Origin of the sequence: Lampropedia hyalina DSM 16112, from assembly GCF_900129055.1 — a bacterium.
GTDB classification, from domain to species: domain Bacteria; phylum Pseudomonadota; class Gammaproteobacteria; order Burkholderiales; family Burkholderiaceae_C; genus Lampropedia; species Lampropedia hyalina.
Map to the genome: position 1 here is coordinate 24823 of NZ_FQUZ01000015.1, position 22170 is coordinate 46992.

Annotated in this window: 15 protein-coding genes; 10 read left to right on the forward strand and 5 right to left on the reverse strand. The window is 60.3% G+C overall.

Annotated features, from left to right (window positions below; all coding sequences use genetic code 11):
- Positions 1-163: 163 nt before the first annotated feature.
- The 10 genes from BUE21_RS07515 (at position 164) to BUE21_RS07560 (ending at position 15751) form a co-directional block, all read left to right on the forward strand.
- Positions 164-1681: a bifunctional ADP-dependent NAD(P)H-hydrate dehydratase/NAD(P)H-hydrate epimerase gene (locus tag BUE21_RS07515; RefSeq protein ID WP_073356105.1), complete on the forward strand. Its 1518-nt coding sequence runs from the start codon at positions 164-166 to the stop codon at positions 1679-1681.
- Between the two features lie 349 nt (positions 1682-2030).
- Positions 2031-2597: an LSm family protein gene (locus BUE21_RS07520; protein ID WP_407656058.1), complete on the forward strand. Its 567-nt coding sequence runs from the start codon at positions 2031-2033 to the stop codon at positions 2595-2597.
- A gap of 99 nt (positions 2598-2696) precedes the next feature.
- Complete coding sequence (gene nusA, locus BUE21_RS07525; protein ID WP_073356078.1) at positions 2697-4202, forward strand: transcription termination factor NusA; 1506 nt, start codon at positions 2697-2699, stop codon at positions 4200-4202.
- A gap of 6 nt (positions 4203-4208) precedes the next feature.
- Complete coding sequence (infB, locus tag BUE21_RS07530; protein WP_073356079.1) at positions 4209-7097, forward strand: translation initiation factor IF-2; 2889 nt, start codon at positions 4209-4211, stop codon at positions 7095-7097.
- A gap of 30 nt (positions 7098-7127) precedes the next feature.
- A complete protein-coding gene (rbfA, locus tag BUE21_RS07535) occupies positions 7128-7508 on the forward strand; it encodes a 30S ribosome-binding factor RbfA (RefSeq protein WP_073356080.1) in 381 nt (126 codons plus the stop codon).
- A gap of 4 nt (positions 7509-7512) precedes the next feature.
- Positions 7513-8514, forward strand: coding sequence for a tRNA pseudouridine(55) synthase TruB (gene truB / locus BUE21_RS07540; protein ID WP_073356081.1), 1002 nt, complete (start codon positions 7513-7515; stop codon positions 8512-8514).
- Between the two features lie 24 nt (positions 8515-8538).
- Positions 8539-10371, forward strand: coding sequence for a translational GTPase TypA (gene typA / locus BUE21_RS07545; RefSeq protein WP_073356082.1), 1833 nt, complete (start codon positions 8539-8541; stop codon positions 10369-10371).
- Between the two features lie 302 nt (positions 10372-10673).
- Complete coding sequence (locus BUE21_RS07550) at positions 10674-13535, forward strand: ESPR-type extended signal peptide-containing protein (RefSeq protein WP_143164455.1); 2862 nt, start codon at positions 10674-10676, stop codon at positions 13533-13535.
- 89 nt (positions 13536-13624) lie between these two features.
- Positions 13625-14515 carry an OmpA family protein gene (locus BUE21_RS07555; protein ID WP_159435825.1) on the forward strand — a complete coding sequence of 297 codons (891 nt, stop codon included), beginning with the start codon at positions 13625-13627 and terminating at the stop codon, positions 14513-14515.
- A 96-nt stretch (positions 14516-14611) separates the two neighbouring features.
- The gene (locus BUE21_RS07560; protein WP_073356107.1) at positions 14612-15751 is read left to right on the forward strand and encodes a zinc ribbon domain-containing protein; all 1140 of its coding nucleotides are present in this window, start codon (positions 14612-14614) and stop codon (positions 15749-15751) included.
- 95 nt (positions 15752-15846) lie between these two features.
- On the opposite strand, the gene rpoH is transcribed toward BUE21_RS07560, so the two are convergent.
- The 5 genes from rpoH to BUE21_RS07585 form a co-directional block, all read right to left on the reverse strand.
- A complete protein-coding gene (rpoH, locus tag BUE21_RS07565; RefSeq protein WP_073356084.1) occupies positions 15847-16803 on the reverse strand; it encodes an RNA polymerase sigma factor RpoH in 957 nt (318 codons plus the stop codon).
- A 454-nt stretch (positions 16804-17257) separates the two neighbouring features.
- Positions 17258-17380 carry a cytochrome bd-I oxidase subunit CydX gene (gene cydX / locus BUE21_RS07570; RefSeq protein ID WP_073356085.1) on the reverse strand — a complete coding sequence of 41 codons (123 nt, stop codon included), beginning with the start codon at positions 17378-17380 and terminating at the stop codon, positions 17258-17260.
- A gap of 109 nt (positions 17381-17489) precedes the next feature.
- Positions 17490-18647 carry a cytochrome d ubiquinol oxidase subunit II gene (cydB, locus tag BUE21_RS07575; protein ID WP_073356086.1) on the reverse strand — a complete coding sequence of 386 codons (1158 nt, stop codon included), beginning with the start codon at positions 18645-18647 and terminating at the stop codon, positions 17490-17492.
- Between the two features lie 36 nt (positions 18648-18683).
- Positions 18684-20282, reverse strand: a complete 1599-nt coding sequence (locus BUE21_RS07580) for a cytochrome ubiquinol oxidase subunit I (protein ID WP_073356087.1) — start codon at positions 20280-20282, stop codon at positions 18684-18686.
- A 121-nt stretch (positions 20283-20403) separates the two neighbouring features.
- Complete coding sequence (locus BUE21_RS07585; protein WP_073356108.1) at positions 20404-22095, reverse strand: amino acid ABC transporter ATP-binding/permease protein; 1692 nt, start codon at positions 22093-22095, stop codon at positions 20404-20406.
- Positions 22096-22170: the final 75 nt, after the last annotated feature.

Here is a 22170-nt window from a genome sequence, read left to right on the forward strand (position 1 = left end):
AGTCATGCTGCGGTCTGGTTTGTTGCATGATCGGCGCAATTTGCCAGCGTCTTGCCGGTTTCTGGGCGAAGATGAATGCAATATGCCGTAGCGTTTTCGTTGCCATTCGCCGGGGGAAATGCGTTCACAATGCCTGCATATGCTGTGCAAGAAGGAGTGCCTGATGGAATTGCTCACCCCCACCCAAATGTCCCGGGCCGATGCGCTGGCCGCTGTGGCAGGCGTGCCCGGTACGGTGCTGATGGAGCGTGCGGGTGCGGCGGTGGCATGGGCCATTCTGCGACGCTGGCAACCGTGCCGGGTGCTGGTGGTGTGCGGTGCGGGCAACAACGGCGGAGATGGTCTGGTGGCGGCAAGGCTGCTGCGCGAGCGTGGCTGGACGGTGCAGGTCGCCGCCTCGGTGGCCCCTGGTGCGTGGCGTGGTGATGCCGCACTGGCCTGTGATGCCTGGCTGCGCAGTGGTGGCACGGTGGTACAGGAGTGGGAGACGGTGGATTGGTCTGCCTGTGATCTGGTGGTCGATGCCTTGCTGGGTGCAGGGCTGGATCGCCCGCTGCAAGGTCGGCTGTTGGAGTGGGTGGAGACGATCCATCGCAAGGGTTTGCCTGTCTGTGCGGTGGACGTTCCCAGTGGAGTGGATGGCGTGACAGGGGCTGTGCGTGGTGCGGCGGTGCAGGCCGATCTGACCGTGACTTTTTTTCGCAAGAAGCCGGGGCATCTGCTCTATCCGGGGCGGGGGCTGTGCGGCACCTTGGAGTTGGTGGACATTGGCATTCCCGTGCATTGCCTCTCCGAGTTGGGCATCGATACCTGGGAGAACCTCCCCCAGGCGTGGGCGTTGCCGCACACAAACCAGCCTGCCGATGCGCAGGCGCACAAATACCACAAGGGGTTTGTGCTGGTCTGGGGCGGTGCGACCTTGCCGGGTGCGGCCATGCTGGCTGCGCAGGCAGCGCAGAAAGTGGGGGCGGGTCTGGTGACGATTGCCAGCCCGGTGCAGGCGCACACCATCTATGCCCATGCCATGCAGAGCATCATGGTGCGGCCGGTTGCCAGCGCGCAGGACTTTGCCTGCTTGCTGGGCGATGCAAAACGCCGTGTCTGTGTGATCGGGCCGGGTGCAGGGCTGGAGACTGCGACCCGCGAAGCGGTGCTGCTGGCATTGCAGGCGGCCCAATCGCTGGTGCTGGATGCCGATGCGCTGACGGTGTTTCAAGACGACCCGAACCTGCTTTTCAGTCACATCCACGCACACCAGGCGGCAGGTGCTGCGCCAGGAGTTGTTTTAACGCCACATGAAGGGGAGTTTGCACGGCTGTTCCCCCATCTGGATGGGGACAGGCTCAGTCGTGCCCGTGCCGCCGCCCGGCTGTCTGGTGCCGTGGTGTTGCTCAAAGGGGCCGACACGGTGGTGGTGGCTCCCGATGGCCGGGCCTTTGTCAATGCCTGTGCCCCTGCCAGCCTGGCCAGTGCCGGTACGGGGGATGTGCTCGCAGGGTTGGTGGCGGGTTTGCTGGCCCAGGGCATCGCTGCACTGGACGCGGCTGCCATGGCGGTGTGGTTGCACTCACAGGCGGCTCAGGTCGTGGGGGTGGGCCTGATTGCAGAAGACTTATTGCATGGTCTGCCTGTTGTTTTACAGCGGCTTGCTGCGGGCGGCGGCGGGTCTGGTCGGCAGTAAATAGGTTGCCATCAGGCACAAATACAGTACAATCCGCCTTCGATTTTCGTCCAGACCCCAGTGCATTTTTGTCCAAAGTGCGTGGTGCGGCTCTGGTAACCGTCGCAAGTGCCTTGGTTCATCATCAGGGACATGCGACGGCAGGCTTGAGAAGATGGCAGTGTCGTTTTCTCGCCGACCGGTTTGGTTTTGACAGGGTCTGGTGCCCTGAAACTTTCAACCCGAGGTGATCCGAAGCCTGCGGGTTTTTGTATTTTTGGTGTTGAATAATTTTTGAGACAGGCGAGTACACAGCGTGGCATTGCAGCAACTGATTGAGCAGACCGTACATGGACTTGGTTACGACCTGGTGGAGATTGAACGCTCTGGCGGTGGTCTGTTGCGCGTCACCATTGATGTGCCCTGGCAGCCGCAGGCGGTTGCGTCGGCCTCTGGCGACGGTGCCAGTGAACTGCCTTCGGAGATTTCGCCCGCTTTGGTGTCTGCCACGCCACAGAACATCACGGTGGAAGATTGCGAGAAGGTGACGCGCCAGCTTCAGTTCACGCTGGAAGTCGAGGGCGTGGATTACTCCCGTCTGGAGGTGTCCTCTCCCGGCATCGACCGGCTGCTGCGCAATGCCACGGATATGCAGCGTTTCACCGGTGAGCTGGTCGATGTGCTGCTGCTGGCCCCCATTGGCGCGGCAGCACAGGGGCAGGTCAGTGCCAACCGCAAACGGTTCCGGGGCATTCTGCATCCTGGTGAGGGGGAGGGCTGGCAGGTGGTGTGGCGCGACGAGCCAGAGCGCAAGCCGGGCCAGAAGGTGAGCAAGAAGCGTGCAGAGGCTCCCTTGCAGTCCCTGGGGTTCACCCTCGATGAAGTCAAGGAAGTGCGTCTGGCACCGGTCGTCAATTTCAAGGGGCGTTCCGTCTGAACGTGAGCGGTGTCTCGGGTCTGCGCTGCAAGGCGAAGTCAAGGGGTAGAAAACCGATTGTGATAGCTGATAGCAAATGAATTGCAGGAGTATCGTTGCATGAATCGCGAATTGTTGATGCTGGTGGATGCGATTTCGCTGGAAAAGAGTGTGGACCGCGACGTGGTGTTTGGTGCCATCGAATCGGCACTGGCGCAGGCCACCAAGAAGCTGTACGAAGAAGATGTGGATATTCGCGTCATCATTGATCGGGACAGTGGCGACTACGAAACCGTGCGCCGCTGGCTGGTCGTGCCCGACGATGCCGGATTGCAGAATCCCGATGCCGAAGAGTTGCTGATGGATGCGCAGGATCGTGTGACCGGAATTGAAGTGGGCGACTACATCGAGGAGCCGGTCGAGTCCATCCCGATTGGCCGCATCGGGGCCATGGCGGCCAAACAGGTGATCTTGCAGAAGATCCGCGAAGCCGAGCGCGAGATGCTGCTCAATGACTTCCTGTCGCGCGGCGACAAGATTTTCATGGGAACCATCAAGCGCATCGACAAGGGCGGTGATGCCATCGTCGAGAGTGGCCGGGTCGAAGGCCGTCTGCGCCGTTCCGAGATGATCCCCAAGGAAAACCTGCGCAATGGCGACCGCGTGCGTGCCGTCATCACCGAAGTCGATGCGACCCTGCGCGGCGCACCCATCCTGCTCTCGCGCACCGCGCCGGAATTCATGATCGAGCTGTTCCGCAACGAAGTGCCCGAGATCGAGCAGGGGCTGCTGGAGATCAAGTCCTGTGCCCGTTCGCCTGGCTCCCGCGCCAAGATTGCCGTCGTCTCGCACGACAAGCGCATCGACCCGATTGGAACCTGTGTCGGCGTGCGTGGCACGCGCGTCAATGCCGTCACCAATGAACTGGCCGGTGAGCGCGTGGACATCGTGCTGTGGTCGGAAGACCCGGCACAGTTCGTCATCGGCGCGCTGGCTCCTGCCAACGTCGAGTCCATCTTCGTCGATGAAGAAAAACATGCCATGGACGTGGTCGTGGACGAGGAAAACCTTGCCAAGGCGATTGGGGCAGGCGGGCAGAACGTGCGTCTGGCTTCCGATCTGACCGGCTGGCGCATTAACATCATGGATGCCAATGAGTCGGCCCAGAAGCAGGCCAGCGAAGACCAGCTCATCCGCACCCTGTTCGTGCAGCGGCTGGATGTGGACGAGGAAATTGCCGACATCCTGATTGCCGAAGGGTTCACCAGCCTCGAAGAGATCGCCTATGTGCCCTTGCAGGAAATGCTGGAAATCGAGAATCTGGACGAGGAAACCGTCAATGAATTGCGTGTGCGTGCCAAGGATGCCCTGCTGACCCAGGAAATCGCCCGCGAACAAACCGTCGGGCAGGTGGCCGATGACCTCAAGGATCTCGATGGCGTGACCCCGGAAATGCTGGTGCAATTGGCCGCCGGCTCCATCTTCACCCGCGACGATCTGGCGGATCTGTCCACCGACGAATTGGTGGGCATTACCGGCCAGACTGAGGAAGAGGCCAATGCCCTCATCCTCAAGGCTCGTGAACACTGGTTCGACAACCAGGCAGACAGTCAGGGAGAGCAGTAAACCGTTATGTCCAATAACACCGTTGCCGAGTTCGCCGCAGAACTCAAACAATCACCCCAAGCCGTTCTTCAGCAGCTCAAGTCTGCCGGGGTCGCCAAGAGTGCCGTGTCCGACACGCTGACCGAAGCCGACAAACAGCAGTTTCTGGTGCATTTGCAGAACGTGCATGGCAAGGCCGATGCGCAGGGTGAGCGGCGCAAGATCACCCTGACCAAGCGTTCGACCAGCGAAATCAAGCAGGCCGATGCCACCGGCAAGGCGCGCACCATCAATGTGGTCACGCGCAAGACCCGTACCTTCGTCAAGCGCGAAGACCCTGCCGAAAACGCGGCGGCACAGGCCAATCTGGCCGCTGCGGCCCAGCAGGAGCAGGAACTGGCACGGCGCGAGCAAGAAGCCCTGCGCCACGCACAGTCCATCCGCGAGCAGGAAGAAGTCTTGGCGCGGGAACGCCTTCAGCACGCCGAGCAGGAGCAGGAACGCCTGGAGCGCGAACGCAAGGAGCGCGAGGCCGAAGAGCGCGCGGCAGCCTATGCGGCCCAGGAGGCGGCCAAGGCCGCACGGGCACAGCAGCAGAAGAAGCAGGCCGTGGAAGAAATGAAGGCCGAAGCCGAGCAGCGTGCCAAGGCCCAGGATGAAGCCCGTCGCCGCCAGGAAGAAGTGGCCCAGGCACAGGCTCAGGAAGAAGCCCGTCGCGCATCCGATCTGGAAGAGCGTCGGCGCAAGGCCGAGGCCGAAGCTGCGGCCATTCGTTCCATGATGTCGGCCCCGCGCAAGGTACTGGTGGCCAAGAAGCCGGAAGTGGCCGAAAAGGCACCGGAAAAAATCGCTGAAGCAGCCAAGACCACGGCCGCCAAGACCGCCGCCGACAAGAAGAAGCCAGCCACTCCCGCCGCAGGTGCGGCCGCTGGTGCAGGGGCACGCAAATCCAAGGAACTGCGTTCCGCCGATCTGTCGTCCAGCTGGACGCCCGACGATGGCAAGCGCAAGGAAATCAAGACCCGTGGGGCCGATGCCGGTGCTGCGGCTGGTCGTGGCAACGGTTGGAAGTCTGCTGGAAAGAGCGGTGGCAAGCGTGGTCAGGACAAACGCCAGCAGCGTGGCGGCTTCGCACACGAAGCTGCGCCTGCCGAAGCCCGCGTGCTGGACGTGCATGTGCCTGAAACCATCACCGTGGCCGAGTTGGCGCACAAGATGGCCATCAAGGCATCCGAGGTCATCAAGGCACTGATGAAGATGGGCCAGATGGTCACCATCAACCAGCCGCTGGATCAGGACACCGCGATGATCATCGTGGAAGAAATGGGCCACAAGGCCATCCAGGCCACCCTGGACGACCCGGAAGCCTTCAGCGAAGAAGAGGCCACCAAGTACCAGGCCGAATTGCTGCCACGGGCACCGGTGGTCACGGTCATGGGTCACGTCGATCACGGCAAGACCTCGCTGCTGGACTACATTCGTCGCTCCAAGGTGGCGGTGGGAGAAGCCGGTGGCATCACCCAGCACATTGGTGCCTACCATGTGCAAACACCGCGCGGCATTGTCTCCTTCCTCGATACCCCCGGTCACGAAGCCTTCACGGCCATGCGCGCCCGTGGTGCGCAGGCCACCGACATCGTGATTCTGGTCGTCGCTGCCGATGATGGCGTGATGCCACAGACCCGCGAGGCCATCAAGCACGCCAAAGCGGCCAAGGTGCCCATCGTCGTGGCCATCACCAAGGCCGACAAGCCCGATGCCAACCCGGATCGCGTCAAGCAGGAACTGGTGGGCGAGGAAGTCGTGCCGGAAGAATACGGCGGAGATTCGCCTTTCATTGCCGTCTCTTCCAAGACCGGCATGGGCATCGATGAACTGCTGGAGAACGTGCTGCTGCAAGCCGAAGTGCTGGAACTGAAAGCACCGGTGGATGCCATGGCCAAGGGTTTGGTCATCGAGGCCCAGCTCGACAAGGGGCGCGGCCCGGTGGCTACCGTGCTGGTGCAATCCGGCACGCTCAAGGTGGGCGATGTCGTGCTGGCTGGCCAGACCTATGGCCGCGTGCGCGCCATGACCGACGAAAATGGCCAGCGCACCGATGCTGCCGGGCCATCCATTCCGGTGGAAATCCAGGGTCTGACCGAAGTGCCGCAGGCGGGCGATGAATTCATGGTCATGAGCGACGAACGCCGTGCCCGCGAAATCGCCACCTACCGCGCAGGCAAATTCCGTAACACCAAGCTGGCCAAGCAGCAGGCAGCCAAGCTGGAAAATATGTTCGCCGACATGACGGCGGGCGAGGTCAAGACCCTGCCCATCCTCATCAAGGCCGATGTGCAAGGTTCGCAGGAAGCCCTGGCGCAGTCGCTGCTCAAGCTCTCGACCGACGAGGTCAAGGTGCAGGTGGTGTACTCCGGCGTGGGCGGCATCAGCGAATCCGATGTGAACCTGGCCATTGCCTCCCACGGCATCATCATCGGCTTCAACGTCCGTGCCGATGCCGGGGCGCGCAAGCTGGCCGAGGCCAACGATGTGGATCTCCGCTACTACAGCATCATCTACGATGCCGTGGATGAGCTGAAAACCGCCATGTCCGGCATGCTGGCTCCCGAGCAGCGCGAGGAAATCACCGGCACGGCCGAAATCCGCACCGTGTTCGTGGCTTCCAAGATCGGTACAGTGGCTGGTTCTTACATCACGTCCGGTTTTGTCACCCGCAGTTCGCATTTCCGCCTGCTGCGCGACAACGTCGTCATCTACACGGGCGACGTGGAATCGCTGCGCCGCATGAAGGACGATGTCAAGGAAGTGCGCGAAGGCTACGAGTGCGGTATCAAGCTGCGCAACTACAGCGACATCCGGGAAGGCGATCAGCTCGAATTCTTCGACATCAAGGAAATCGCCCGTACCCTGTAAACGCTGCATCCAGAAGGCACGACAACGCACATGGCAACCCGACGCAAGAACCCCACCATCAACCGAGGCTACCGTGTGGCCGACCAGATCCAGCGCGATCTGAGCGAACTGATCGCACGGGAGCTGAAGGACCCACGCATTGGCATGGTCACCATCCAGAGCGTGGAAGTCACGCCCGACTACGCCCATGCCAAAGTCTGGTTCAGCGTGCTGGTGGGGGATGTGCAGGAAACCACCGACGCGCTCAACCAGGCCGCTGGCTTTCTGCGCAACGGCCTGTTCAAACGCCTGCACATTCATACCGTGCCGACCCTGCATTTCCTGTTCGACCGCACACCGGAACGTGCCGCCGACATGAACGCCCTGATCGCCAAGGCGGTGGATTCGCGCGGCAAGGAAGAACAGGAGTAAGCCCATGACTGCACCAACCCGTGCCAGGGTGCAGCGTCGCCCCGTGCATGGGGTGTTGCTGCTCGACAAACCGCTGGGCCTTTCCAGCAACCAGGCCTTGCAGAAAGCCAAATGGCTGCTGCGCGCCGAAAAGGCCGGACACACCGGAACCCTCGACCCCCTTGCCAGCGGCATCCTGCCGCTGTGCTTTGGTGCGGCCACCAAATTCAGCCAGTTGCAACTGGAAGCCGACAAAACCTATGAGACCATCGTGCGTCTGGGTGTACAGACCAGCACCGCCGATGCCGAAGGCGACGTGCTGCGCGAGCGGCCCGTGTGCTGCACACCAGGGCAGGTGGTGCAGGTGCTGGACAACTTCACCGGAGTCATCCAGCAGATTCCTCCCATGCACAGTGCCCTCAAGAAAGACGGCAAGGCACTGTATGAATACGCCCGTGAAGGCCACACCGTGGTGCGCGAGCCGCGCCAGGTCTGCATCCGCGACCTCGAACTGCTGGACATGCAACTGGATGGCGATGCCCCCTTCCTGCATCTGCGGGTGCAGTGCAGCAAGGGAACCTACATCCGCACTCTGGGCGAAGACATTGGTGAGGCCCTGGGCTGTGGCGGGCATCTGGTGCTGTTGCGCCGCGTGGAAACCGGCGGTTTGCAGCTTGGCCAGGCCATCACGCTGGAGCAACTGGAAGCCCTGGAGGACAATGCCCGGCTGGCGGCACTTCATCCGGTTGAAACCTTGTTGCCCCATCATCGATCCCTTGTGCTTTCACCCGAAGAGTCCGGAAAATTCCTCAGCGGCATGCGCAGGCGCGGCGATTGGCCCAATGCCGATGCAGTTGCTGTCTTCGGCAGCCAGCCCCATGCCTTGCTGGGCGTGGCACAGGTGCGCAGTGGCGAATTGATCCCGGAACGCCTGCTCAGCCCGGTGGAAATTCAGCAGATTCTGCTTCAGTCTGCCGCGTTGCCTGCTTTGGTACCTCTCTCCGACAATCCGATTTCCCCATCTTGAAACCCCTCCAGCGTTTTCAATCACATGACCAAACAAATCCGCAACATTGCCATCATCGCCCACGTGGACCACGGCAAGACCACCATGGTGGACCAGCTTCTGCGCCAGTCCGGCACCTTCGCCGAGCATGAAAAAGTCGTCGATACCGTCATGGACAACCATGCCATCGAACGCGAGCGCGGCATCACCATCCTGGCGAAGAACTGTGCCGTGAGCTGGAAGGGCACCCACATCAACATCCTCGACACCCCCGGCCACGCGGACTTTGGTGGTGAAGTGGAACGCGCGCTCTCGATGGTCGATGGCGTGGTGTTGTTGATCGACGCGCAGGAAGGCCCCATGCCCCAAACGCGCTTCGTCACCAAGAAAGCCCTGGCACTGGGCCTCAAGCCCATCGTCGTCGTGAACAAGGTGGACAAGCCCGGCGCGCGCCCTGACTACGTCATCAACGCAGCCTTTGACCTGTTCGACAAGCTGGGAGCCACCGACGAGCAACTGGACTTCCCCGTTGTCTATGCCTCTGGTATCAATGGCTGGTCGTCGCTGGAAGAAGGCGTGCCCGGCGAACAATGGGGAACCGACATGGCCCCGCTGTTCGACACCGTTCTCAGCCATGTGCCTTCCGTGCAAGGCGATGCTTCTGCCCCGCTGCAACTGCAAGTCTCCGCACTCGATTATTCGACCTTTGTGGGCCGTATTGGCGTGGGCCGCATCACATCAGGCACCCTCAAGCCTTCCACCGATGTGTTGGTGATGGCTGGCCCGGATGGAAAATCCTACAAGGGTCGCATCAACCAGGTGCTGACCTTCCAGGGACTGGAGCGCGTGCAGGTGGAAGAAGCTGGCCCCAGCGACATCGTGCTCATCAACGGCATCGAAAACATCAGCATTGGCGAAACCGTTACCGACCCGAGCAATCCGCTGCCGCTGCCCATGCTCAAGATCGATGAGCCGACACTGACCATGAACTTCTGCGTGAATACTTCGCCACTGGCCGGACGCGAGGGCAAGTTCGTCACCAGCCGCCAGATTTGGGATCGCCTGCAAAAGGAACTGCGCAGCAACGTGGCACTGCGCGTCAAGGAAACCGACGAAGACGGTATTTTTGAAGTCGCCGGACGTGGCGAACTGCACCTGACCATCCTGCTGGAAGAAATGCGCCGCGAAGGCTACGAGCTGGCTGTTTCCAAGCCACGCGTGGTGTTCCGCGAAATCGACGGCGAAACCTGCGAACCCATCGAACTGGTCACGGCAGACATCGAGGAAGGCCACCAGGGTGGTGTGATGCAGGCACTGGGTGAGCGCAAGGGCGAGCTGGTGAACATGGAGTCCGACGGTCGTGGCCGTGTCCGGCTGGAATACCGCATTCCCGCACGCGGACTCATTGGCTTCACCAATGAATTCCTGAACCTGACGCGCGGCACGGGCCTGATTTCCAATATCTTTGATGGCTACGAGCCACACAAGGGCGAAATCGGTGGCCGCAAGAACGGCGTGCTCATCAGCATGGACGATGGCGAAATCTTCACCTACGCGCTGGGCAAGCTGGACGACCGGGGACGCATGTTCGTCAAGGCGGGTGATCCGGTTTATGAAGGCATGCTCGTTGGTATCCACAGCCGCGACAACGATCTGGTTGTCAATGCCACCCGCACCAAGCAGCTCACCAACTTCCGCGTCAGCGGCAAGGAAGATGCCATCAAGATCACCCCCCCGATTGACCTGACACTGGAATATGCGGTGGAATTCATCGATGACGACGAACTGGTGGAAATCACCCCCACGTCCATCCGCTTGCGCAAGCGTTACCTGAAAGAGCACGAACGCAAACGCGCCAAGAACGCAGCCTTGGCTTAAGCGATTCCCCGATACACGGGGTTGTGGCGAGAAAGGGCAGCCTTGCTGGGGCTGCCCTTTTTCATATGTGTTGTGTGTGTGCTGGGCTTTCCTTCCACCAGATGATGGAGGATTAACACAGAAATTCCGTGGGACTTTTTCGGTGATGATTTATTGAGTTTACATCAAGGTAAAGGCCGCCGGAAAGGCGTGTATGGAGCCACCGAAATGTTGTGTTTAGGCCACATAAGAACATAGAGTGGGAAGCATTGAGAGATTCTTGACTTTCCATCAAGAAGCAAAAATTATTTTTAATCAATGGCTTGTGTGATATTGGTGGTGGCTGTTCCAATGGGGTTGCAAGCCCCCTGCAGAACAGTACAGAAGAATTGTTGCCAGTTGTCAGAAGCAATGGTGTCGTCTGGATTTATTGCAATAGAATTACTGCACATGCAGCGAGTGGCGGATGTCGGTGTTCGGTTTGCTTGCGCGCTGTTGTATTGGTATTTCTTACAAACGGGTGGACATATATGAACAAAGTTTATCGCATCATCTGGAGCCAGGCGCAGCAGACCTGGGTTGCAGTTTCTGAAATGACCCGCAGCCATACCGGTGGCCGCAAATCCAGCCGAACCGCTGCTGCTGCCTTGTTGGCGACCAGTTTGCTGGGCGCTGGCTCCGTGGTGGCACAGACATTGCCTGCTGCTGTAGACAATCGGAATATCACCCAGGCTTCTCAAGTTGTGACACTGCCCGGCGGTGAGCAACAGGTACAGATCGTTACAGCCATCAAGGACGATGTCACTTTCAATACCGTAGGCTTCACTGCCGATGGCGACCCTCTGGGTGATCTGATTACGACTGTTTCCAAATCTGGCTTGGTCATCAAGAATGATGATCCAAGCAAGCCCGATGTCAGCGTGAGTGGCGGTGGCATCAGTGCCGGCGACAACAAGGTTGTGAATGTGGCCGATGGCGAGATCAGCGATACCAGCACTGACGCCATCAATGGTTCGCAGCTCAATGCTACCAATGACAATATCGAAAATGTCGATAACCGCGTCACCAATGTCGATAACCGTGTGACCAATATTGCCGAAGGTCAGGATGGCATGTTCCAGGTCAGTGCTGACCGCAAGGATGACAAGCCTGAAGTGACCGGTGCCAATTCTGCTGCCGGTGGCGCAGGTGCCAAGGCAGGTGGCGACAACAGCCTGGCCGTGGGCAACGATGCAGATGCCGCAGCCGACAACAGCGTTGCCCTGGGCAATGGTTCTGTGGCCGATCGTGACAACACTGTTTCTGTGGGTGCAGATGGTGCAGAGCGTCAGATCACCAATGTGGCTGCCGGTACCGAAAATACCGACGCTGTCAATCTGGGTCAGTTGAAGGATGTGGAAACCATCGCGCAGAAGGGCTGGAACATCCAGGCCAACGGCGATGCTGCCTCCGCTGAAAATGTGGCTCCTGGCTCGAATGTGGACTTCTCCAGTGCGGACGACAACCTGACTGTGGCTGTGGAAAATGGCGGCCTGAAGCTGGAAGTCAATCAGAACCAGAATCTGACCAGCGTGACCACTGGCGACACCGTGCTGAATGACAATGGCCTGACCATCAACAATGGACCCAGCATCACCAAGGGTGGTATTGATGCCGGCGACAAGAAGATTGTCAATGTGGCCGATGGCACGATTGGTGCAGGCAGCAAGGATGCTGTGAACGGCTCCCAGTTGTTCGAGACCAATCAAAAGGTCGAGAACATTGATAACCGCGTCACCAAAGTTGAAGGTGATGTGCAGAATCTCGATAATCGCGTGACCAATGTGGAAGGCGATGTCACCAGCATCATCGAAGGTCAGAAAGGTATGTTCCAGGTTGGTGCGGATCGCAAGGACGACCAGCCTACTGTGGCCAATGGTGTGAACGCTGCTGCCGGTGGCGCAGGTGCACAGGCATCGGGCCAGAACAGCCTGGCACTGGGCAATGATGCTGCTGCGACTCATGAAGGCTCTGTGGCTCTGGGCCAAGGTGCTACTTCCAAGGCTGGCGAGCAGGTGAGCGATGGTGTCATCAAGCTGGCCGATGGTTCGGAGTTCAAGTATGAAGGCTTCGCTGGTGGTGACAAGGTCGCTGGTGCTGTGAGCGTGGGCAACGATAACCAGACTCGCCAGATCGTCAATGTGGCTGCAGGTGCCCTGACTGAGGACAGCACCGATGCCATCAATGGCAGCCAGCTCTACTCTGTGGCCAAGGGTATCAACGAGCGTATCGACGACAGTGGTTGGACTCTGACCACAGTGGATGCCAATGATCCTACGGGTGCCTCCAAGGACTTTGCCGTCAAGAACGGTGGCAAGGTGGCCATTGAGGCTGGCAAGAACGTGGACATCAAGAGTTCGTTGGATGCCAACGGCAACGTCGTGACCACCATCGCCACCAAGGATGATGTGAACTTCAACTCTGTGACCACCAATTCTGTCGTCACGAATGAGTTGAAGGCAGGCGACAAGGTTACCATCAACGACAATGGCGTGGATGTGGGTGGCACTCAGATCACCAATGTGGCTGCTGGTACCGAAAACCACCACGCAGTGAACCTTGAGCAGCTGAACAATGCGATCACCAATGTAGAGCCAGGCATGTTCCAGGTCAGCAATGACGTCAAGAATGCAGCCAAGCCCAAGGCAACAGGCACAAACTCTGTGGCAGGTGGTGCCAACTCGGTGGCCAGCGGCAACAACAGTCTGGCTGTGGGCAATGACTCCCAGGCTACCGCTGGCAACAGCGTGGCATTGGGTAATGGCTCCGTGGCTGACCGTGAAAACAGTGTGTCGGTGGGCTCTGCGGGCAATGAACGTCAGATCACCAATGTGGCCGCAGGTGTAGCAGATACCGATGCAGTCAATGTGAGCCAGTTGAAGGGTGTCAATAACAAGATTGACAATGTGGATGACAATTCTCGTGCCGGTATTGCCGGTGCGTTGGCTACCGCAGCCCTGCCGCAGTCCACCAACCCTGGCAAGAACCTGATTGCTGCCGGTGCTTCCAGCTACCGTGGTGAGTCTGCCATTGCGATTGGTCTGTCCCGTATGTCCGACAACGGCAAGACGGTGATCAAGCTCAATGGTACTGCGGACACCCAAGGCAATGGTGGTGTGGCAATCGGTGCTGGCTGGCACTGCTAATCAGCAGACCTCCTGACGTTTTTTGAAGATGTACTGGCAAAACCGATGGTTCTGCCAGTGCGGACACAAACCTTATGCGAAAGAATCAAATGAAACGTTTTTCCTTGACCGCCGTGGCCTTGAGTGCCGCTATTTTGAGTGCCTGCGCCACGCAGCCTACTGCCGCTACTGGCGAGCAGAGTGTCTCTTTCCCTGAGTTGAGCCGTACTTACCTGAAGACCGGTCACTTTGTCGAACCATCGGCACTGAAACAAATCAGCACAGGTCTGAACCGCGATCAGGTTCGCCTGCTGTTGGGTAACCCCCACTTCAATGAAGGCCTGGTTCCCAAGAGCGAGTGGAACTATGTGTTCAACCTGTACACAGGCAATGCCCGTGAATACATCACTTGCCAGTACCAGGTTCACTATGGTGTGCCTGAACAGTATCCCCAGCCTGTTTCCCACTCCGAAGCCGTTGCAACCGACAAGAGCGTAGTGCTGGCTACTTACTGGGATCGGCAAGAGTGCAAGGACTTGCTCAATCCGCCTCCCAAGGCTGAGCCGGTTCCTGTTCCTCCTCCCCCCCCACCTCCTCCCATCGTGATCCGTGACATCACATTGGATGCCGATGCCTTGTTCCCGTTTGCGCGCCATGGCCGCAACGACCTGTTCCCTGAAGGTCGCAGCAAGCTGGATGCCTTGGCCCAATCGCTGTTGAGCGAAGTCAAGGACATTCACAGTATCGAGGTGATCGGTCACACCGATCGCATCGGTTCCGATTCTGCCAACCAATTGCTGTCGGAGCGTCGTGCTCGCACAGTGGCTGACTATCTGGTGGACCGTGGTCTCAGCAGTAGCCTGATTACAGCATCTGGCCGTGGCGAGAAAGAGCCAGTCAGCCAATGCGGTACCAGCGAGCGTCAAACGCCTGCACTGATTAGCTGCTTGCAGCCTGACCGCCGTGTGGTTGTGACCGTGCGCGCGCAAGTGACAGAGTAAGTCCTGCGGCTGTTTGCTGGATGGTTTTCCGTCCAGTATCAGAGTAATGCCCGTCTTTTGACGGGCATTTTCTTTGTCCAGTGGCAGAATCTGCCCATGAATTCGACGCAATCTTCCCCGTCGTCCCAGACGACAGCCATTGGAAAGCATCCCTGTCCTGAATGCGGTGGCAATCTGGAGTGGAGTGCTGCCAAACAGGCATTGGTGTGTCCTTACTGTGGAACGATTGCCGATTGGAAGCCTTCGGATGGGGCCGGGGGAATGGGCGGGGATGCGGCCATCATCGAGCACGATCTGGAGCAGGCCCTGCGCGATCCTGCTGTGTCACGCCATTGGGGAGGGCAGCGCAAGGAGGTGAAGTGCCAGAATTGCCATGCCATCTCGGTGTTCGTGGATGGCCGTGTGGCGCAGCGGTGTGACTTCTGTGGTTCCCCGGCGATTGTGGCTCACGAGGAAATGCAGGATGCCATCACGCCGCAGAGTATCTTGCCATTCAATGTCAGTGATGGGCAGGTGCGTGATCGCATCCGCCAATGGTATGGGTCACGCTGGTTTGCACCCAATCGACTCAAGACGGCTGCCCTGACGGATACGATTCATGGCGTGTATCTGCCATATTGGACGTTCGATGCCCACGCCCATGCGCAGTGGTCTGCCGATGCCGGGCATTATTACTACACCACCGAGACGTACCGGGACAGCAATGGACAGACGAAGTCCCGGCAGGTGCGGCATGTGCGCTGGACTCCGGCTTCAGGCTCTCTGTCCCATTTCTTTGACGATACGCTGGTGCCCGGAACCAAGGGCGTGCATCCGAAGCTGTTGCGGCAGGTGGAGCCGTTCCCGACCCAGACCAGTCTGAAGCCGTATGCGCCAGAGTATGTGCGTGGCTGGACGGTGGAGCGTTACCAGGTCGATTTGCGGCGTGCGGCGCAGTTGGGGCAGAAGCAGATGAGCGAACAGCTGCACCAGATGTGCGCCCAGCAGGTTCCGGGGGATACCCATCGCAATCTACAAGTGGATGCCCGATACCAAGGGCGAACCTTCAAGCATGTGTTGGTTCCGGTGTGGCTGGTGCACTATACCTATGGCCGCACAACCTACCAGATCATTGCGAATGGCTATACGGGGCAATTGGCGGGAGAGCGGCCTTACAGTGTCGTGAAGATTGCCTTGGCTGTTTTGTTGGGTCTGGTGCTGCTGGCTTTGGTGCTGTATTACGGTCAATTGCAGTGAGTCGGGCAGGAGCATAAAAAATCGCCCGATTCCTGTACGGAATGGGCGAAAGGCTGGGGTGGAATAGGGATTTGTCCAGAGATGTTCTGGATGATTCAGGCGGTGGCCATTTCAGCCATCATGGTTTTTTTCATTTTCTTCATGGCGGCGGCTTCGATCTGGCGAATGCGTTCGGCACTCACGCCGTACTCGGCAGCCAGCTCGTGCAGGGTCATGCCGCCGCTGCCATCGTCGTTCACATTGAGCCAACGTTCCTGCACGACACGGCGGCTGCGTTCATCCAGCGCAGCCAGTGCGTTCTGGATGCCGTTGCTGGCAAGGGTGTCGCGCTCCCGGGCCTCGATGATGGCGGTGGGTTCCTGGCTGCTGTCGGCCAGATAGGCGATGGGGGCGAGGTGTGCCTTGTCGTCATCGTCGTTGGGGGATGGGTCCAGCAGTACGTCGCCACCGGCCAGCCGCGTCTCCATTTCCATGACTTCTTCGCGCTTGACATTGAGCTGGCGCGCCACCTGGTCGATCTCGTCGTCGGTCAGGGTGCTGCGGTGGGTGTCTCCGTCCAGCAGGGCAGAGTCGGCCTTGAGTTCGTTTTTCAGCGAGCGCAGATTGAAGAAGAGCTTGCGCTGTGCCTTGGTGGTGGCCACTTTGACCATGCGCCAGTTCTTGAGGATGTATTCGTGGATTTCGGCCTTGATCCAGTGCAGTGCGTAGCTGACAAGGCGCACGCCCTGATCGGGGTCGAAGCGGCGCACGGCCTTCATCAGGCCGATATTGCCTTCCTGGATCAGGTCGCCCTGGGGCAGGCCATAGCCGAGGTACTGGCGCGAGACGGCCACGACGACGCGCAGGTGAGACATTACCAGCCGACCGGCTGCTTCAACATCGTTGTGTTCACGCAGTCTTCGGGCATAACTCTGCTCTTCCTCCGGGGTGAGCATGGGCATGCGATTGACGGCAGAGATGTAGGCATCGAGATTGCCCAGCGCGGGCAGAACCGACCACGACGCTGCGTGGGCAGGCAGTGTGGTGGGGGCAGAGCGTGTGGCAATGGTCATGGGCTTGGTTCCTTTGGCAGGCACAGTGCGGATGAACAGGTGTTTTCAGTATGTCTGGTTATGTTAGCACTGCATTGGAGGGTGTGCAGGGCAATTGGTTCCGAACCCAGGGCGATCGCGCTATGTCAAAAGCATCCGGTACGCACCCATTTTTGCCAAACACAAACCCCACTTACCCCGTCATGCCGGGCTTGACCCGGCATCCAGTGGCAACGTCTGCCTTGAAAGTCCCGGTAGCCTGGGTCGCGCAATGCTTCTGGATGCCGGGTCAAGCCCGGCATGACGCCGTGAGTGAGTTTCACCATCAAGCAAATTGTGTAGGAGAAATACTATGTCACCATAGCGCGATCGCCCTGGTTCCGAACCCGGTATGGACGGTGTTTGCCAGAAAAACGAATGCCCCTCTCAACAGGGGCATTCGTTTGCGGTGAAGGATGGTTTGTAGCGTATCGGTTTATGAGATTTGTTTCTGCTGTCTGCGTTTGAGATCGTCTTCCGTCATTTCAAACCACATGGCGTTGAGGACGGCGAAAAAGGCTGCGACGGGCAGGCCGAGTAACCAGGCGAAGTACCACATGTCTGAATTCCTTTCGGGGTGTTGGGTTGGGTGTGGGGTTTGCCTGCCACCCAGGGCAAGGTGGCAGGGCGTGAACATGTTCTATACGTTCCAATAGGATGGTTGCCGATCAATAGGCGTGGCCGCGTTCGGCCTCGATTTCCTCGGGGCGTACCTTGCCGCGCATCACCGAATACACCCAGCTGGTGTAGGCCAGGATGATGGGGATGAAGATGAGGGAACCCACCAGCATGATGAACAGGATCAGGTGGCTGGACGAGGAATCCCAGACGGTCAGGCTGGCATTGGGCTGCACCGAGGACGGCAGGATGAACGGGAACATGGAAACGCCTACGCTCAGAATGATGCCGGCAATGCCCACGCCATTGGACAGCAGCGTCAGCAACTCACGCCGTTGGGTGAATCCCCAGGCGGCGACCAGCGATGCCAGCACGCCCACGGTGGGCACCAGCCACAGCACCGGGGCTGCCTGGTAGTTGGCGAACCAGAGCTGTTCCACTCCACCGGTGGCGGTTTTCATCAGCGGGTTGGAAGGGCCGGTGGTGACGACTTCACTGGTGATGCGGTAGCCATCGACGAACAGCCACATCAGGATGCCCGCCAGGATGTACAGGGCTGGGGTGAGCAGTGCCGCCACGGTGCCTGCACTGCGGCTGCGGGCCTGTACGGCACCGGTGGTTTTCAGTTGCAGCCAGGCGGCTCCGTGGGCCACCAGCATGGAGACCGACACCAGCCCGCACAGCACGGCAAAGGGATTGAGCAGGCCGAAGAAGGTGCCGTCGTAGTAGATTTGCATGTCGGGTTCGAGCCGGAAGGGCACGCCCTGCAAGACGTTGCCGATGGCCACGCCGAAGATCAGCGAGGGCACGAAGCCGCCGATGAACAGGCACCAATCCCAGGTGCTGCGCCAGGTGGGGTTGTCGATCTTGCTGCGGTACTTGAAGCCTACGGGACGCAGGATCAGCGCGAACAGGATGGCGAACATGGCCAGGTAGAAGCCCGAGAACGAGACGGCATAGAGCTGGGGCCAGGCGGCGAAAATGGCACCGCCGCCCAGAATGAGCCAGACCTGGTTGCCTTCCCAGATGGGGCCGGTGGTGTTGAGCACCACGCGGCGTTCCACATCGGTGCGGGCGACGAAGGGGCCCAGCGTGCCCACGCCCAGGTCAAAGCCGTCGGTGACGGCAAAGCCCACCAGCAGGATGCCCAGCAGCAGCCACCAGATGACGCGCAGTACGTCGTAGTTGAGAAGTTCGTGAAGAATCATGGTGTTTTTCTCCGTAATGCCAGAACGTGCCTGACTTCAGGATGCCGTGGCGGGGTTTTGGGAGGGCAGGGCATGCAGCGAGGTTTTCATTTCCTCGATGTCCTGTGCGTCCAGTTGCGGGCCTTTGCGAATGGCCTTGACCATCAGCTTCATCTCCACCACCAGCAGCACCGAGTAGATGGCAATGAACAGCAGCAGCGTGGTCAGCACCGTGCTGGCACTGAGGTTGGAGACGGCCACGGCCACTGGCAGCACGCCATCGATGGCCCAGGGCTGGCGACCGAATTCGGCCACGAACCAGCCGCATTCGGCGGCAATCCACGGCAGCGGAATGCTGAAGACGGCCACGCGCAGCAACCAGGGGTGGGCATCGAGGCGGTGCCTGGCCGAGAGCCAGAAGAACACAGCGGTCAGCAGAATGAAGAAGAAGCCCAGTCCCACCATGAGGCGGAAAGCCCAGAACAGCGGCGCGACTTGCGGCACGGTATCCCAGGCGGCTTTTTCGATCATCTCTGGTGTGGCCTGACGGGGGTCGTCCACATAGCGTTTGAGCAGCAGGGCGTGGCCCAGATCGCGGCCGTGTTCCTCGAAGCGGGCCTTAAGGTCTTCGGGCAGCGGGCTGTGGTAGCCGTGGGCGCGAATGGCTTCCAGCGCGTCATAGGCCAGCAGGCCGTTGCGGATGCGACCTTCAGCCTGCTCCACCAGATCGTGGATGCCCGGAATCACGGTGGTGAGCGAGCGCGTGCCGATCAGGCCCATGGCCCATGGGATATGGACGGCGTAGTGGGTTTCGCGCGCTTCCTGGTCGGGAAAGCCAATGGCGGTGAAGGCGGCGGGAGCCGGTTCGGTTTCCCACATGGCTTCGATGGCGGCCAGTTTCATGCTCTGGTGTTCGCCGGAGAGATAGCCGCTTTCGTCGCCCAGTACCACGGTGGAGAGCGAGGCAGCCAGCCCGAAGGAGGCCGCTACGGTCATGGAACGCTTGGCCAGATCGGTGTGCCGTCCCTTGAGCAGATACCAGGCCGAGACTCCCAGCACGAAGACGGCGGCCACCGTGTAGCCCGCCGAGACGGTGTGCACGAACTTGGCCTGCGCCACCGGGTTGAACAGCACATCGTAGAAGCTGGTGACTTCCATGCGCATGGTCTGCGGGTTGAAGGCCGAGCCGATCGGGTTCTGCATCCAGCCGTTGGCAATCAGAATCCACAGTGCCGAGAAGTTCGTGCCAATCGCCATGAACCAGGTCACCAGCAGGTGCTTGATCTTGGAGAGGCGTTCCCAGCCGAAGAAGAACAGGCCCACCAGCGTGGCTTCCATGAAGAAGGCCATCAGCCCTTCAAAGGCCAGTGGCGCGCCGAAGATGTCGCCCACATAGTGGCTGTAGTAACTCCAGTTCATGCCGAACTGGAATTCCATCACGATGCCGGTGGCCACACCCACGGCAAAGTTGATGCCGAACAGCGTGCCCCAGAACTTGGTCATCTGTCGCCAGATGGGACGCTTGGTCATCACATACACAGTCTCCATGATGGCCACCAGGATGGACAGTCCCAGCGTCAGTGGCACGAAGATGAAGTGGTACATCGCCGTCGCGGCGAATTGCAGTCGGGATATTCCGACGATATCGAGTTCCATGGCAGGAGCCTCCTTTAGGGTCAAGTGGTGATTTGAGACAAATATTTACAAAAGATTCTTTGCGGTACATCAGCAAAAATCAACAGGTATCAATCTATACCTGTCGCCATCATTTCGGGGGTTACCCTGAGCGCAATAGTCTGGTAAGTCGCTCGAAGTCGGGCTGGCCCCGTGCGGCGGATTCCGTCAGCCTTCCGTGCCGCAGGTGCAGCACGCGCTGCGCCAGTGCGGCTTCGCGTTGCAGGTGGGTGGCGATCACCAGCGTGCGGCCACTGGCGGTGGCCTGCTGGTGCAGCCGGGCGAGTACTTCCGTGGCCGTGGCGGTGTCCAGCCCTTCCGTGGGTTCGTCCAGCAGCCACAATGGCTGGGGCGAGAGGAACAGCCGTGCCAGTGCCAGACGGCGCGATTGCCCGCCCGACAGCCCCAGCCCGCCTTCGCCCAGCCAGGTGTCCAGCCCGTCGCGGCTCTGGTGGATGTCCTGGGCCAGTCCGGCCGCTTCCAGTGCCTGCCACAGGGCTGCGTCGTCCAGCGTGAGTTGGGCGAGGTTGAGGTTGCCGCGCACGCTGTCCTGAAACAGTTCGGTGCGCTGGGTCAGCCATGCGGCGGGCAGGGCTGCCAGCATGCCGTGGTGGCTTGGCAATTCACCGGCGAGCAAGGCCAGCAGCGTGGATTTGCCACAGCCACTGGGGCCAACGATGGCCAGGTGTTCGCCACGGCGAATCTCCAGGTTCAGCGGGTGCAGCGCGGGTGGCAAGGGCGTGGATTGTGGCCAGTAGCAGTATTGCAACTGCCGCGCCTGCACGGCCAGTTCGGCTGGTGGTGGTGGCAAGGCCACGGCTTCGGTGGCGGGCTGGCCGCCTGCATGGCCCAGCGGTTCGGCCAGGCGGCGTGCGGCCAGCCAGGTTTTTCCCAGCTCCAGCATACCCCGGCGCAATCCGGCAAATGGCTCCGAGGCCGCCAGGGCCAGCAGCACCAGCAGTGCGGCCACGGGCGCGCCTGCTTGGCCTGTCTGCACCAGCCAGCCTCCGGCCAGCAGGGCGGCGGCCAGCCCCACGCTTTGCGCCAGACTGAATGCCCAGATGCCGCGCACTTCGATGCGGTTGAGGGTCTGGTCGATGGTACTGACGCGCGCATCGGCCTGCAACACACGCTGGCGTTGTGCCTGCCACTGCTGCGCCATCAGCAAATCGGTCTGTCCGGCCACCAGATCGATGGTGCGGCTGCGCAGTCTCTCCAGTGCCTGCGCATGGCGGGCCGAGGGCAGGATGGACTGGCGGCCCATCCACCAAGCAATGCCCAGCCCCATGCCCGCGAGCCACAGCAGGCTGCCAATGCCCAGCAGCGGGTGCAGAAACCCGGTGAAAATGGCCAGCGCAACGGCTGTGCCCAGCGCGGCCACGGCAGGCACGAGCAGGCGCAGGTAGAGGTTTTCGAGGGTGTCCAGATCGCGGGTGAGGCGAAACAGCAGCCGTGCCGGACGCAGTTGCAGGGAACCGGCGGCTTCGGGGCGTGCCCAGCCGTGGAACAGTTTTTCGCGCAGGGCCACCAGCACGGCAAGCGTGGCATCGTGCGTCACCAGCCGTTCGGCGTAGCGCGAGGCGGTGCGCCCCAGGGCCAGCAGGCGGATGCTGGCCGATGGCGTGAAGACATCGAACATCAGGGCCGTGGCGGTGCTCAGTCCGGCAATGGCGGTGGAGGTGATGAACCAGCCCGACAGTCCCAGCAGCATGCAGCCCATCAGCGTGGTACACCAGGCCAGCAATAGGCCCAGCAGCAGTGGTTTGCGTTGCTGGGCGAAGAACTGCCGCAGCATGGCCCACCAAGGGAAGGTCTGCAAAACCCGTTGCGCCGCCCGCATCCCGCCACTGGGCGCATCGCCGCGTTGGCT

Excerpts from the sequence above, each read along its gene's own strand:
- BUE21_RS07515 (WP_073356105.1), top strand. The coding sequence starts at position 164 with ATGGAATTGCTCACCCCCACCCAAATGTCCCGGGCCGATGCGCTGGCC.
- nusA (WP_073356078.1), top strand. The coding sequence starts at position 2,697 with ATGAATCGCGAATTGTTGATGCTGGTGGATGCGATTTCGCTGGAAAAG.
- infB (WP_073356079.1), top strand. The coding sequence starts at position 4,209 with ATGTCCAATAACACCGTTGCCGAGTTCGCCGCAGAACTCAAACAATCA.
- rbfA (WP_073356080.1), top strand. The coding sequence starts at position 7,128 with ATGGCAACCCGACGCAAGAACCCCACCATCAACCGAGGCTACCGTGTG.
- truB (WP_073356081.1), top strand. The coding sequence starts at position 7,513 with ATGACTGCACCAACCCGTGCCAGGGTGCAGCGTCGCCCCGTGCATGGG.
- typA (WP_073356082.1), top strand. The coding sequence starts at position 8,539 with ATGACCAAACAAATCCGCAACATTGCCATCATCGCCCACGTGGACCAC.
- BUE21_RS07555 (WP_159435825.1), top strand. The coding sequence starts at position 13,625 with ATGAAACGTTTTTCCTTGACCGCCGTGGCCTTGAGTGCCGCTATTTTG.
- BUE21_RS07560 (WP_073356107.1), top strand. The coding sequence starts at position 14,612 with ATGAATTCGACGCAATCTTCCCCGTCGTCCCAGACGACAGCCATTGGA.
- rpoH (WP_073356084.1), bottom strand. The coding sequence starts at position 16,803 with ATGACCATTGCCACACGCTCTGCCCCCACCACACTGCCTGCCCACGCA.
- cydX (WP_073356085.1), bottom strand. The coding sequence starts at position 17,380 with ATGTGGTACTTCGCCTGGTTACTCGGCCTGCCCGTCGCAGCCTTTTTC.
- cydB (WP_073356086.1), bottom strand. The coding sequence starts at position 18,647 with ATGATTCTTCACGAACTTCTCAACTACGACGTACTGCGCGTCATCTGG.
- BUE21_RS07580 (WP_073356087.1), bottom strand. The coding sequence starts at position 20,282 with ATGGAACTCGATATCGTCGGAATATCCCGACTGCAATTCGCCGCGACG.
- BUE21_RS07585 (WP_073356108.1), bottom strand. The coding sequence starts at position 22,095 with ATGCTGCGGCAGTTCTTCGCCCAGCAACGCAAACCACTGCTGCTGGGC.